Annotated in this window: 15 protein-coding genes; 8 read left to right on the forward strand and 7 right to left on the reverse strand. The window is 66.5% G+C overall.

Annotated elements, in window-relative coordinates; all coding sequences use genetic code 11:
- The first annotated feature begins 76 nt into the window (after positions 1–76).
- On the forward strand, positions 77–1,861 hold the full coding sequence (locus tag DN412_RS15825) for an acyl-CoA dehydrogenase (RefSeq protein WP_115212491.1): 1,785 nt from the start codon (positions 77–79) through the stop codon (positions 1,859–1,861).
- Between the two features lie 80 nt (positions 1,862–1,941).
- Here the strand turns inward: DN412_RS15825 and DN412_RS15830 are convergent, their stop codons facing one another.
- Positions 1,942–3,246, reverse strand: coding sequence for a D-amino acid dehydrogenase (locus DN412_RS15830; protein ID WP_115212492.1), 1,305 nt, complete (start codon positions 3,244–3,246; stop codon positions 1,942–1,944).
- A 108-nt stretch (positions 3,247–3,354) separates the two neighbouring features.
- Between DN412_RS15830 and DN412_RS15835 the strand changes: the two genes are divergently transcribed.
- On the forward strand, positions 3,355–3,858 hold the full coding sequence (locus DN412_RS15835; protein WP_115212493.1) for an Lrp/AsnC ligand binding domain-containing protein: 504 nt from the start codon (positions 3,355–3,357) through the stop codon (positions 3,856–3,858).
- A gap of 11 nt (positions 3,859–3,869) precedes the next feature.
- Positions 3,870–5,090, forward strand: coding sequence for a PA0069 family radical SAM protein (locus DN412_RS15840; RefSeq protein WP_115212541.1), 1,221 nt, complete (start codon positions 3,870–3,872; stop codon positions 5,088–5,090).
- A gap of 404 nt (positions 5,091–5,494) precedes the next feature.
- Here the strand turns inward: DN412_RS15840 and DN412_RS15850 are convergent, their stop codons facing one another.
- The 4 genes from DN412_RS15850 to DN412_RS15860 form a co-directional block, all read right to left on the reverse strand.
- Entirely contained in the window at positions 5,495–5,986 is a 492-nt protein-coding gene (locus tag DN412_RS15850) for an NINE protein (RefSeq protein WP_078195593.1), read from the reverse strand.
- Positions 5,987–6,122: 136 nt separating this feature from the next.
- Entirely contained in the window at positions 6,123–6,278 is a 156-nt protein-coding gene (locus tag DN412_RS43790) for a hypothetical protein (protein ID WP_164704818.1), read from the reverse strand.
- Between the two features lie 272 nt (positions 6,279–6,550).
- Positions 6,551–6,946 (reverse strand): hypothetical protein, encoded by a 396-nt coding sequence (locus DN412_RS15855; protein WP_115212495.1) that lies wholly within the window; start codon positions 6,944–6,946, stop codon positions 6,551–6,553.
- Positions 6,947–7,099: 153 nt separating this feature from the next.
- On the reverse strand, positions 7,100–8,227 hold the full coding sequence (locus DN412_RS15860) for a PQQ-dependent sugar dehydrogenase (protein ID WP_115212496.1): 1,128 nt from the start codon (positions 8,225–8,227) through the stop codon (positions 7,100–7,102).
- A 152-nt stretch (positions 8,228–8,379) separates the two neighbouring features.
- Between DN412_RS15860 and rpsP the strand changes: the two genes are divergently transcribed.
- The 5 genes from rpsP (at position 8,380) to DN412_RS15885 (ending at position 11,527) form a co-directional block, all read left to right on the forward strand.
- Positions 8,380–8,634: a 30S ribosomal protein S16 gene (rpsP, locus tag DN412_RS15865; RefSeq protein ID WP_078195596.1), complete on the forward strand. Its 255-nt coding sequence runs from the start codon at positions 8,380–8,382 to the stop codon at positions 8,632–8,634.
- Positions 8,635–8,710: 76 nt separating this feature from the next.
- Positions 8,711–9,391, forward strand: a complete 681-nt coding sequence (rimM, locus tag DN412_RS15870) for a ribosome maturation factor RimM (protein WP_115212497.1) — start codon at positions 8,711–8,713, stop codon at positions 9,389–9,391.
- 44 nt (positions 9,392–9,435) lie between these two features.
- Positions 9,436–10,218, forward strand: a complete 783-nt coding sequence (gene trmD, locus DN412_RS15875; RefSeq protein WP_078195598.1) for a tRNA (guanosine(37)-N1)-methyltransferase TrmD — start codon at positions 9,436–9,438, stop codon at positions 10,216–10,218.
- Positions 10,219–10,291: 73 nt separating this feature from the next.
- Positions 10,292–10,684, forward strand: a complete 393-nt coding sequence (gene rplS, locus DN412_RS15880; protein ID WP_115212498.1) for a 50S ribosomal protein L19 — start codon at positions 10,292–10,294, stop codon at positions 10,682–10,684.
- Between the two features lie 162 nt (positions 10,685–10,846).
- Positions 10,847–11,527: a CoA pyrophosphatase gene (locus tag DN412_RS15885; protein WP_078195599.1), complete on the forward strand. Its 681-nt coding sequence runs from the start codon at positions 10,847–10,849 to the stop codon at positions 11,525–11,527.
- Positions 11,528–11,555: 28 nt separating this feature from the next.
- On the opposite strand, the gene DN412_RS15890 is transcribed toward DN412_RS15885, so the two are convergent.
- Both DN412_RS15890 and DN412_RS44550 read right to left on the reverse strand, forming a co-directional pair.
- On the reverse strand, positions 11,556–12,404 hold the full coding sequence (locus DN412_RS15890) for a sulfurtransferase (RefSeq protein ID WP_115212499.1): 849 nt from the start codon (positions 12,402–12,404) through the stop codon (positions 11,556–11,558).
- Positions 12,405–12,568: 164 nt separating this feature from the next.
- Positions 12,569–12,949 carry an HNH endonuclease signature motif containing protein gene (locus DN412_RS44550; RefSeq protein ID WP_425267421.1) on the reverse strand — a complete coding sequence of 127 codons (381 nt, stop codon included), beginning with the start codon at positions 12,947–12,949 and terminating at the stop codon, positions 12,569–12,571.
- Positions 12,950–13,151 lie beyond the last annotated feature (202 nt).

Consider the following 13,151-nt stretch of genomic DNA (forward strand, 5'->3'; position numbering starts at 1 on the left):
CCGGCACGGATAGCAAGTACGAGCCGTTCCGGGGATGCCCCGCGAACGGCTTTTTCATACATGTTGGGAGACATCGATGACCTACCGTGCGCCGATCAAGGACATGCTGTTCGTCATGAACGAGCTGGCCGGGCTTGAGGCTGTCAGCAAGCTGCCGGGCTTCGAGGAAGCCACGCCGGAGACGGCCGAGGCCGTGCTGGATGAGGCCGCCAAATTCAACGAGCAGGCGGTGGCGCCGCTGAACCGCGCCGGCGACCTGGACCCGAGCAGCTGGAAGGACGGCGTGGTCACCACTACGCCCGGCTTCAAGGAAGCCTTCCGCCAGTTCGGCGAGGGCGGCTGGCAGGGCGTGCTGCACCCGCAGGAGTTCGGCGGCCAGGGCCTGCCCAAGCTGATCGCGACCGCCTGCAACGAGATGCTGAACAGCGCGAACCTGTCGTTCGCGCTGTGCCCGCTGCTGACTGACGGTGCCATCGAGGCGCTGCTGACGGCCGGCACGGATGAACAGAAGGCCACCTTCCTGCCGAAGCTGATTTCGGGCGAATGGACCGGCACCATGAACCTGACCGAGCCGCAGGCCGGCTCGGACCTGGCCGCGGTGCGCACCCGGGCCGAGCCGCAGGGCGACGGCACTTACAAGGTGTTCGGCACCAAGATCTTCATCACCTACGGCGAGCACGACATGGCGAAGAACATCGTCCATCTCGTGCTGGCCCGCACGCCCGACGCGCCCGAGGGCGTCAAGGGCATCTCGCTGTTCATCGTGCCGAAGTTCATGGTCAACGCCGACGGCAGCACCGGTGAGCGCAACGACGTGCATTGCGTGTCGATCGAGCACAAGCTGGGCATCAAGGCGAGCCCCACGGCGGTGCTGCAGTTCGGCGACCATGGCGGCGCCATCGGCACGCTGGTCGGCGAAGAGAACCGCGGCCTCGAGTACATGTTCATCATGATGAACTCGGCGCGCTTCTCGGTCGGCATGCAGGGCATCGCGGTGTCCGAGCGCGCCTACCAGCAGGCGGTGGCCTATGCGCGCGAGCGCGTGCAGAGCCGTCCGGTCGATGGCTCGGCGCGCGAGGCGGTGACCATCATCCATCACCCTGACGTCAAGCGCATGCTGATGACGATGCGCGGACTGATCGAAGGCGCGCGTGCCGTGGCCTACGTGGCAGCGGCCGCCAGCGACGCCGCGCACCAGCACCCCGACGAGGCCGTGCGCAAGCAGAACCAGGCCTTCTATGAGTTCCTGGTGCCGGTGGTGAAGGGCTGGAGTACCGAGCTGTCGATCGATGTCACCAGTCTGGGCGTGCAGGTGCACGGCGGCATGGGCTTCATCGAGGAAACCGGCGCGGCGCAGCACTACCGCGACGCCCGTATCCTGCCGATCTACGAAGGCACCACCGCGATCCAGGCCAACGACCTGATCGGCCGCAAGACCGTGCGCGACGGCGGCGCCGTGGCACGCGCGATCTGCGCGCAGATCGCCGAGACCGAAGCCGCGCTGGGCAAGCACGGCGGTGCGGCGTTCACCGCGGTGCAGGCGCAACTGGCCAAGGGCCGCGCCGCGCTGGAGGCCGTGGTGGCGTTCATGGTGGCCAATGCCAAGTCCGACCCGAACGCCGTCTTTGCCGGCAGCGTGCCTTACCTGAAGCTGTGCGGCATCGTGTTCTCGGGCTGGCAGCTGGGTCGGGCGATGCTGGCCGCCGATGCGAAGCGCGCCGAGGACCCTGCCTTCCACGACGCCAAGGTCGCGACCGCGCATTTCTTTGCCGAGCATATCCTGTCGCAGGCATCGGGACTGCGCGATGCCGTCGTCAGCGGCGGGGCGCCGGTCAATGCGCTGAGCGCCGAGCAGTTCTGACCGGCACGCGCGGCGCGCAGACGTAGAAAGGGCGACCCTGCGCGGGGTCGCCCTTTTTGCTGGCGGGGTCTGTGCTGCCGTCAGGCGGCAGCCGGGCGCGGTGCCAGGTGCTGGCGCGCGGGCTTGAGGTAGCGGCCTACCGACAGGTCGTCGGCGCGGATCGCGGGCGACTTGCCCGACACCAGGTCCGACAGCAGCTTGCCCGAGCCGCAGGCCATGGTCCAGCCGAGCGTGCCGTGGCCGGTGTTCAGCCACAGGCCGCGCACCTGGGTCGGGCCGACGATGGGCGTGCCGTCCGGGGTCATCGGGCGCAGACCGGTCCAGAAGGTGGCCTGGCTGACATCGCCCGCGCCCGGGAACAGGTCGGTCACCACGTGTTCGAGCGTGCGGCGCTTGGCCGGATCGAGGCTGCGGTCATAGCCGACGATCTGCGCCATGCCACCCACGCGGATGCGGTCCTCGAAGCGGGTGATGGCGACCTTGTAGGTCTCGTCGAGCACGGTCGACACCGGGCTGCGCGAGGCATCGGTCAGCGGCACCGTGATCGAGAAGCCCTTGAGCGGGTAGACCGGCAGGTTGGACATGCCGCGCAGGAACGGCTTGACCAGTTGCGTCGACCAGCTGCCCAGCGCCACCACCACCAGGTCGGCGGCGATCGGCTCGCCATTGACCAAGGCGCCGGTAACGGCATCGCCCTGGGTCATCAGGCTGTCGATCGAGCGGTTGTACAGGAACTTGACCCCTAGCGTTTCGGCCAGGCCTGCCAGGTGCTGGGTAAACAGCTGGCAGTCACCGGTTTCATCGTTGGGGAGGCGCAGGCCGCCGGCCAGCTTGTGGCGGACGGCGGCCAGTGCCGGTTCGCTCGCGGCGAGTTCCTCGCGCGAAAGCAACTGGTAGGGCACCCCGGCTTCTTCGAGCACGGCGATGTCCTTGGCCGCGCCCTGCAGCTGCTCGTCGGTGCGGAACACCTGCAGCGTGCCTTGCTGGCGGCCTTCATAAGCGATGCCGGTATCCGCGCGCAGCGCGCGGATGCAGTCGCGGCTGTACTCGGCCAGCCGCACCATGCGCTCCTTGTTGACGGCGTAGCGCGCGGCGCTGCAGTTCAGCAGCATCTGCCACATCCATTGCAGCTGGAACAGCGTGCCGTCCGGGCGGATGCTCAGTGGCGCGTGTTCCTGGAACATCCACTTGATCGCCTTGAGCGGGACGCCGGGCGCGGCCCACGGCGACGCGTAGCCGGGCGAGATCTGCCCTGCGTTGGCAAAGCTGGTGCCGAGCGCAGGACCAGCCTCGCGGTCGACGACAGTCACTTCGTGACCGGCCTTGGCCAGATACCACGCACTGGTGACGCCAATAACGCCACTGCCAAGTACGAGAACGCGCATGTTCGGGGGCTCCAACTGCGATGACAAGTAGATTAAGGATTTGTCTCTATACTATTGAATGCAATCCAGTCATAGTTACCGAATTTCTCAGGAAAACAGGAAAAACTCATGAGAACGAGTCGCCAGCCCCTGCGCACCCTCGACCGGCTCGACCGCAAGATCCTGACCGCGTTGCAGAGCGACGGCAGGATGTCGATGAAGGACCTGGCCGAGGCGGTCGGGCTGACCATCACGCCCTGCATCGAGCGCGTCAAGCGCCTGGAGCGCGATGGTGTCATCATGGGCTACTACGCCCGGCTGAACCCGGCGCTGCTGGGCAGCGCCCTGCTGGTGTTCGTGGAGATCTCGCTGGGCAACAAGTCGGGCAATATGTTCGAGCAGTTCCGGCGCGAGGTGCTGCGCATCCCGGAAGTGCTGGAATGCCACCTGGTCTCGGGCGACTTCGACTACCTGATCAAGGCGCGCATCCGCGAGATCGGCGAATACCGCCGGCTGTTGGGCGATATCCTGCTGCAGCTGCCCGGCGCGGCGCAGTCGAAGAGCTATGTAGTGATGGAAGAGATCAAGGAGACGCTGGCGATTTCCGTCGAGGAGAAAAGCCAGGCAGTGTGACCAAGGCCAGCATGGCGCGCCCCCCGCAGAAACCCGATCCCGCCAGCAGCCGCCCGACGCCGCGCGATGCCGACCCGGACGCGCAAGCGCCGCAGGCAGGCATGCGGCTGCCGGTGGCACGCAAGGGCCGGGGCGCCGTCAGCAACCTGCAGGGGCGCTTCGAGCGCGACCAGCGTGAAGTGTTCGACGATGGCTGGGGCAGTGCGCCGGAAGAGGCGCCCCATACCGTCGAGGCTGCACCATCGCCGGACGAAGTCCCGCTGCCGCCACTTCGCACGGAAGTCCATATCGAGCGTGCCCGTTCGGTCCTGACACGCAATGCGTCGCCGGATATCCCGTTCGATGTCTCGCTCAACCCCTACCGCGGCTGCGAGCACGGCTGCATCTACTGCTTCGCCCGGCCGACGCACGCCTACCTGGACCTGTCGCCGGGGCTGGACTTCGAAACGCAGTTGTATGCCAAGACCAACGCCGCCGACCGGCTGCGCGAGGCGCTGGCACGGCCGTCGTACCGCTGCGAGACCATTGCGCTGGGCGTCAACACCGACGCCTACCAGCCGATCGAGCGCGAGCAACGCATCACGCGCGGCCTGCTGGAGGTGCTGAAAGCGTGCGACCACCCGGTTGCGCTGATCACCAAGTCATCACTGATCGAGCGCGATATCGACCTGCTGGCGCCGATGGCGGCGAAGCGGCTGGCGGTGGCGGCGGTCACCATCACCACGCTGGACGCCGGCATCGCGCGCACGCTGGAGCCGCGCGCGGCCACGCCGTCGCGCCGGCTGCGCACCATCCGCACGCTGGCCGACGCGGGCATCCCGGTGGGCGTGAGCATCGCCCCGGTGATCCCGTTCATCACCGAGCCCGACCTGGAACGTGTGCTGGAGGCGGCGCGCGAGGCGGGCGCCGTCTATGCGAACTACATTGTGCTGCGGCTGCCCTGGGAGGTGCGGCCGCTGTTCGAGGAATGGCTGCTGGCGCATTTTCCCGACCGCGCGGAACGGGTCATGAACCGCGTGCGTGATATGCGCGATGGCAAAGCCTACGATGCCAGCTTTGCCACGCGCATGCGCGGGACGGGTGTGTGGGCGGACCTGCTGCGCCAGCGTTTCTACAAGGCCGCCGAACGGCTCGGCTTCCGCTACAACCGTTTCGAGCTGGATACGTCGCGCTTCCGCGCGCCAGCCAGGGGCCCCAGCGGCAAGGACGATCCGCAGGGTTCGCTTTTCTGAGTCTTCAGAGCGGCTTCAGTGGCCTGCTGGTCACCGATCATGCTGCTGGCAAGTTCCAGCGCAGCCTTCGCGCTCGATGGCGGCAGTCCGGAGGACAGCGCCAGCCTGACGGCGATCGCCGCCAGGCGTCCTTCCTCATAGGTTGGCATGTCGATACTTGCTCCTTTGCGCCAGGATGTGGTCCCGCCGCGCGTGGCACCGCCGGGATCGGACGGCTCTACCAGTATGGGCGAATTGGCGGAAAGGGGAACTGCCGTTTTTTGGCCGGCCTGACAGTGCGCAAACGCACAGTGCGCCCTGAATATCTGGACGGCCCCGGTAAGCCGGGCCGCCGAAGCGGCTGGCAAGGCACGTCACGAAGGCGCGTGTCCCGCGCGGGCACCAGGTGCCGGCCGCCGCCGCGGCTACTGCGACAGTGCGCGCGCGGCCTCGACCTGCGATTCGAAGAAGGTCTGGAAGCTGATGGCCAGCCCGGCCATCAGCAGGCCCGTGCCGATCAGCAGCGACAGGATCACCAGGATCACCACCGGCCAGCCGGAACGCGTGGGTTTGCCGTGCGGGTTGAAGCGCGCGTCCCATTTGTCGTCCGGGCGCAGCCCGTAGACGATGGCCGCCAGGAAGGCGCTGATGACGGACGCGCCGCCGGCGACGGCGAAGGTCCAGTTCAGCGCCGGTGCGCCTGCGCCGGTCGCCATCGAAGCCACGCCGATGGCGCCAGCCAGCAGTGCCAGCAGGTGTGCCCAGCCGTACGGGTCGCGCAGGCCGCCCAGGTAGAAGCGGTGCGCGCCCAGGCTGCCGAACAGGAACGCCAGCGCCACGGTCAGCAGCTTGGATTTGCCGCGGGCGGGCTGCGGGGCAAGCGTGGAGGCGTGACGGGCTGGCGTGGCTGCGGGCATGGTCGAATATCAGGCGGTTGCGGGCCGGCAGCACGCCGGCACAGGAGCGGCGGCACACGGGTACCGGCCGGCCCACATTGTACGCCGGCAGTCAGGGCAAAGATTGGATGTGCTTCAGAAGGCGCGCAGGGCGGCGCTAATGCCAGCCGGACAGCAGGCTCCGGACAAATACCGCCGCATGCTCGCTGATATGGGTCTCGCCGTAGAGCACCAGGGTCAGGATGCCCATGAACACGATGGACAGCGATAACTGGCCTGCGTGTTCGGCCAGGTCGCTCAGAAGGGGTGACATGACAGACCTCACAGAATTATTGTCTTTCTGGAGGCTGCGCCCGGGCCGTCTGGATCGGGTCCGGCAGGAGGTGTCGGGCAGAGGCAGGTCAGTTCGATTGCCGTCTGCACGGGACGGCACGCTGTGAGCCCCGGACAGCGCCGGGCGGCAGCCTGTGCGTGGGACCCGGAAAGCGGGGCACACACTTAAATAGAGACAGGCAGGGCGGGGGCGGAGTTCCGCAAGCCAGCAAGGCGTGCCTTGGCAAGCGCGCAGGCGGCGGTCAGTCGCCGTCAGCGACCGTTGTCGCGGCCGCGCGCCTGCCAGCCGGGACCGATCTGGCTCGGGCGGGGCTCGTTGCGGGCTTCGTTGCCGTTGTCGCGTTCCTGGCCACGGGCGCGGCCGTCGTCACGGCCGCCGGGCAGCGCGGCGCGGCGGCCGCTGAGGCGGTCGTCGGCACGGGCGCGTGCCTCCATGCGGTCGATCTGCGCCTGCACGTGTTCGCGGCTCTCGGCGCGCACGCTGGCCATCTGCCAGCCGTCGCGAGGCTGCATTCGCGCGGGCCGGCCGTCGGGCCGGACGTGTTGCCAGAACGCGACCTGGGCATGGCTGGCGGCCACCGCGCCGACCAGGCCCGAGGCCACCAGGATGCCAGCCACCAGGTCGCGCAGGAGAGAGCGGGTGAACATGCGGATTCCCAGGGTCCTGTCGCGCTGTGTTGCTGTTGGAAGATGGGTTCATGGTACGCATGGGCAATCAGGGCGCCTATGCCAATCCCGTTACCGGTGTAACGGATTGTTTCGGTTGCACAAAGCCGCGCCAGGCGGGGCTTGCAGCGGGATTCAGGGCTGGTAGCGGATGCGGTAGACAGCTCCGGCCAGGTCGTCGCTGACGAGCAGGGAACCGTCCGGCGCCACCAGGACATCGACCGGCCGCCCCCATGCCTTGCCGCCGCGCAGCCAGCCCTGTGCGAACACCTCCTGGCGCACCGCCTTGCCGGCCTCGTCCAGGGTCACGCGGACCACGCGGTAGCCGGACGGCTCGCTGCGGTCCCAGCTGCCGTGCTCGGCAATAAAGATGTTGTTGCGATAGGCGGCCGGGAATTGCGTGCCGGTGTAGAAGCGCATGCCCAGGGCCGCCACATGCGCGCCCAGGCGGGCGACCGGCGGCACGAATTCGGAACAGGAGCGCTTGCTGCCGTATTCGGGATCGGGCACGGTGCCGGCATGGCAGTAGGGGTAGCCGAAATGCTGGCCGGGCGCGGTGGCGCGGTTCAGCTCGTCGTCGGGCACGTCGTCGCCCATGCGGTCGCGGCCGTTGTCGGTGAACCACAGTTCGTGCGTGGCGGGGTGCCAGTCGAAGCCGACGGAATTGCGCACGCCGCGCGCCACCACTTGCAGGTCGCTGCCGTCGGGCTTCATCTTCATGATGTTGGCGTAGCGGTTCTCGTCGGGCTCGCAGATGTTGCACGGCGCGCCGACCGGCACGTAGAGATAGCCGTCGGGGCCGAAGGCGATGAACTTCCAGCCGTGGTGCGCATCCGTCGGGAAGCGGTCGCTCACCACCGTGGGCGCCCGCGGCTTGTCGAGATTGGCCTCGACGTTGTCGATGCGCACGATCTTCGATACCGATGACGCGTACAGGCTGCCATCGCGCCAAGCCACGCCGACCGGCAGGCGCAGCCCCGTGGCAACGATGCGCACGCGCGGCCGGGACCCCAGCGCATCGGTTACCGCATAGACCTTGCCCTCGCTGCGCGAACCGACAAAAAGAGTGCCTGACGGCGACATCGCCATGGCGCGCGCGCCGGGCACGTCCTCGGTCAGCACGTCGATGCGGAAACCGGGTGGCAGCCGGACCTGGTCCAGCGGCAGGGTGGCCAGCGCGGGCCGGGCGCCCGCCAGCAGTACAATGCCGAGCAGCACCGTACGCCGTACGGTGCTAACCATGAAGTGCAGAGCCGGGCGCATGTCTGGCCTCCTGTCGCGGTTTTTGCCACGATGCCTGCGCCGCAGTCACGCGTCAATCGCCTAAGTGTTTGTTTGGCCTCGGGAATTGGGCTATACTCTTGCGTTTCGTGTTCGAACGTCCTCGAACACCCCGTTTTCTGAGGAATCATTCCATGGTCGTTATCCGTCTGGCTCGCGGCGGCAGCAAGAAGCGCCCGTTCTTCAACATCGTCGCCACCGACTCGCGCAATCGTCGCGATGGTCGTTTCATTGAGCGCGTTGGTTTCTACAACCCGCTGGCTACCGAAGGTGAAGAAGGCCTGCGCCTGTCGCAAGACCGTCTGGCCTACTGGCAAGGCGTTGGCGCCCAGCTGTCGCCGACCGTTGCCCGCCTGGTCAAGCAAGGCGCAGCCAAGGCTGCTGCCTGATTGTCGCCCGCAGCGCGCCCTGCCGTAGCCGGCGGGGCGCGTTTGTATTGGCACACGCATTGCCACACGCGCACACGTGACTGATCGCAAGCAGGGCGCTGTCCAGCCCCACAGCCGGCCACTGAACCGACCGCTGGTTCCGCCCCAGGGCGAGCCGCAAAAAGCGTTCAGGCTGCCCGCGGCGCTCCTGTATGCCGATCCCCTGCCGGAAGACCTGGTGGAGGTCGGCTACATCAGCGCTGCCTACGGCATTCGTGGCTGGATCAAGGTCCAGCCACATGCCGATGATGCTTCGGCCCTGCTGCATGCCCGCCGCTGGTGGCTGCTGGCACCGCCGCAGGCGGGGCTGGTGGTGGCCGACGCGTCGCGTGCCCAGCCCGTCTGCGTGAAGATCGCGCAGTCGCGCGAGCACAGCGGCACCGTCGTGGCGCAAGCCTCCGGCGTGGCCGAGCGCAATCTTGCGGAAGCGCTCAGGGGTCGTCGCGTGTGGATCCGGCGTGCGGATTTTCCGGCGCCGGAAGAAGATGAGTTCTACTGGGTCGACCTGATCGGCTGCACCGTCAGCAACGAGCAAGGCGAGTTGCTGGGCGAGGTGTCCGGGCTGATCGACAACGGTGCCCACCAGATCCTTCAGGTTGCCTTTGCGCAGCCTGACGGCACGGCCGGCGAACGGCTGATCCCGTTTGTCGATGCATTCCTGCGCTCGGTGGATACCGAGGCCAGGCGCATCGTGGTGGACTGGGGGCTCGACTACTGAGCCTGCGTCCGTGCTGGCGCGGGATTGGGATTGGGAGAGAGCGGATGCAGTTCGATGTGATCACGCTGTTTCCCGAGATGTTTCGCGCGCTGACCGACTGGGGCATTACCAGCCGGGCGGCCAAGCAGCAGCGGTACGCGTTGCGCACCTGGAATCCGCGTGATTTCACGGTCGACAACTACCGCACCATCGATGATCGTCCTTACGGCGGCGGCCCTGGCATGGTCATGCTGGCCAAGCCGCTGGACGACGCGATCGATGCCGCGGCGGCGGCGCAGGCGCAAGCCGGCGTGCCCAGGCCGCATGTGGTGCTGATGTCGCCGCAGGGCAAGACGCTGTCGCATGCCAGGGTCATGGAACTGGCCGAACGGCCGGGACTGGTGTTGCTGTGCGGCAGGTACGAAGCCATCGACCAGCGGCTGATCGACCGCCGCGTGGACGAGGAAATCAGCCTCGGCGACTTTGTGCTGTCAGGCGGCGAACTGCCGGCGATGGCGCTGATCGACGCCGTGGTACGGCATCTGCCTGGCGTGCTGGGCGATGCGCAGTCGGCCGTGCAGGACAGCTTTGTCAACGGCCTGCTGGATTGCCCGCACTACACGCGGCCGGAAGAATACGAAGGCGTGCGGGTCCCCGACATCCTGCTCGGGGGGCATCACGCCGAGATCGAGAAATGGCGGCGCCAGCAGGCGCTGGCCAATACCGCGAGCAAGCGCCCCGACCTGATCGAGGCGGCTCGCGAACAAGGTTTGCTGACCCGCGCCGACGAGAAATTCTTGTCGGAACGGGCGGCGAAGGAAGGGCGGGGGGAGACTCCCGCCAGGTAAACCCCCATCCTCTGCCGGGGCCCGGGCAATGCCTGGGGCATACAACGCCGGCACGATGGTTACGGAGAAAACGATGAACATCATCGAGCAGATCGAGAAGGAAGAGATCGCGCGTCTGACCGCGAACAAGACCATCCCCGTATTCGCACCTGGCGACACCGTGATCGTCAATGTGAACGTGGTGGAAGGTACCCGCAAGCGCGTGCAGGCCTACGAAGGCGTCGTGATTGCCAAGCGCAACCGCGGCCTGAACTCGTCCTTCATCGTGCGCAAGATCTCGTCGGGTGAAGGCGTGGAACGTACGTTCCAGCTGTACTCGCCGCTGATCGCCGGCATCGAAGTGAAGCGTCGCGGCGACGTCCGTCGTGCGAAGCTGTACTACCTGCGCCAGCGTTCGGGCAAGTCCGCACGTATCAAGGAAAAGCTGGTTTCGAAGGCTGCTGTCGCTGCCAAGGCTGCGCAGTAAGCTGGACATGCCGGCCGGGGCAGCCCGGCCAGCGTTTCCTCAGGAAGGGCACCCCAGGGTGCCCTTTTTGCTTTGGCGCGGCGGAATCGGCGGGGGCGGTGAAAGCGGCCCGCGCTTTTGCTGCGGCGCCAGATTGCGCGCTTCTGTCATACTTGCGATGTTATGCGTCCTGCTTTCGACCCCGAATCCCTTCCTGTCATCGACACCGACCTGCGCAATGGCGCGCTGAGCGCGCCGCGCCTGCAGGTCGACTTTATCCGGCACCGCTTCGAGGTGCCGCCGGCCTGGGCGCCTGAGCTGACCGATGAATCGCGCGTCTACGACCGCAGCCGCGGGCTGCGCGACGCCGCCGTGCTGGTGCCGCTGGTAGAGCGGCGCGAGGGCCTGACGGTGCTGCTGACGCAGCGCAATGCCAACCTGAGCGCGCATGCCGGGCAGATCAGCTTCCCGGGCGGGCGGCAGGAGTCCTGGGATGCCAACCGCATCGACACGGCGCTGCGCGAGACCGAAGAAGAGGTGGGGCTGGCGCGCGACTATGTCGAAGTGCTGGGGGCGCTGCCGGACTACATCACCGGCACCGGCTTCCATGTGAGCCCGGTGGTGGGGCTGGTGCGTGATGGCTTCACGCTGCGCCCGGATGCCTCGGAAGTCGCCGATGTCTTTGAAGTGCCGCTGGCCTTCCTGATGGACCCGTCCCACCATGAGCGGCGCCTGTTCCGCTGGGTCGACGGTGAACGGGTGTTCTATGCCATGCCGTATCCGCGCGAGAACGGCGGCCAGCGCTTTATCTGGGGCGCCACCGCGGGCATGCTGCGCAATCTGTACCACCTGCTGGCGGCCTGAACCGCCGCGTTCATTCTGAAACGGGTTCTCAGGCAGCCGCCTGGTCCTTGCCGCCAATGCAGTGGGGGCAGCTCTTGCCGACCACGTAGTGCGGGCTTTGCTGCTCTTCGGGCGTGACCACGGCGCGGCAGGCAAAGCACTGCTTGGGGCCGGCGGGCTCCAGGTTGGGGTTCAGCGCGGTGCGGTAATCGAAGACAAAGCAGTCGCCGCGATAGTGGCTGCCGCCGACCTCTTCGAAGTACTTGAGGATGCCGCCCTCGAGCTGGTACACGCGCTCGATGCCGACTTCCTGCATATGGATCGCCGCCTTTTCGCAGCGGATGCCGCCGGTGCAGAACGACACCACGGTCTTGCCTTCCAGTTCCGCCCTGTGGGCCGCGACCGCGTCGGGAAATTCGCTGAACTTGGCGATGTCGTACTCGACTGCGCCGTCGAACGTGCCGACCGCCACCTCGAAATCATTGCGCGTATCGAGCATCACCACCGGACGGCCTTCGTCGTCGTGCCCCTGGTCCAGCCAGCGCTTCAGGTCGGCCGGCCGCACTGACGGCGCACGGCCTTCCTCGGGGCGGATCAGCGGCATCTTCATGGTGATGATTTCCTTCTTGGCACGCACCAGCATGCGCTTGAAGGGCTGGTGCTCCGACAGGCTTTCCTTGGGCGCGATATCGGCAAAGCGCGCATCGGCATGCAGCCACGCCATGAAGCCGTCGATGGCCGCGCGCGGCCCGGCCAGGAACATGTTGATGCCTTCCGGCGCGAGCAGGATCGTGCCCTTCAGGCCGGCCGCTTCGCAGCGCTCGCGCATGGCCGGGCGCAGGGTCTCGATGTCGTCCAGCGAGACGAATTTGTAAGCGGAAATATTGACGATCTGCATGGGAGACTGCGCCTGCACGGCGGCGTCCGGAGGGGCGCCGACGGCTTGCGATAACTGCCTGATTGGGAGGGTAGGAGAAATCCATTCCTGGACCTCTCCCCCCTAAGAACCGTACGTGCGAGTTTCCCCCGCATACGGCTCAAGCCTTTACAAAGTGCTTGAACTTATTCAAACACCGGTTTCACAGCACTTTTACCGTAGTGATGAACTTGGACATGGCAATCGGGGTGCAACAATACGCGATTTCCTAGAGCATCTGAGCCCCCAAGAATCCGGGGTTCGATGTGATGGTCATCCCATCCAGTCTCGTCGGTAAGCTCGCCTTGGCACACCACACACAAGCCGCGCTGAGAAACGTACAGCTTTGCCCATTGCTTTCGGTACGACATGCGATCTGCCATGCGCTCCTGCCGCAATTTTTCGCCACACATTTCTTGCGCCGGGTCGAAGGGATGGTAGTCCGCCCGCACCTTCTTGTGCCTCCGGATGAGCGTATCCGAAATCGAATACAACTCCATCCAGTAGCCTTCACCTGCCTTGTTCACTGCCGTGGTTCCGAACACCCAGTTCCGATTTCCGACTGAGGCGAAATACTTCTGCAAGCTGTAAGGGGCCGATATTCTGGCTTCCTCACAACACATCGGACTCCCCCTAGCTGTTCGGCCGGGCTCGTCTAAGCAAGAAATGGTTGAGATTGGACGGTTCGGGCCGAAGCCTTCTCCTTGTCTCAACAAAGGTCGATGCTCC

Origin of the sequence: Cupriavidus lacunae, from assembly GCF_003353055.1 — a bacterium.
Classification (GTDB): Bacteria; Pseudomonadota; Gammaproteobacteria; order Burkholderiales; family Burkholderiaceae; genus Cupriavidus; species Cupriavidus lacunae.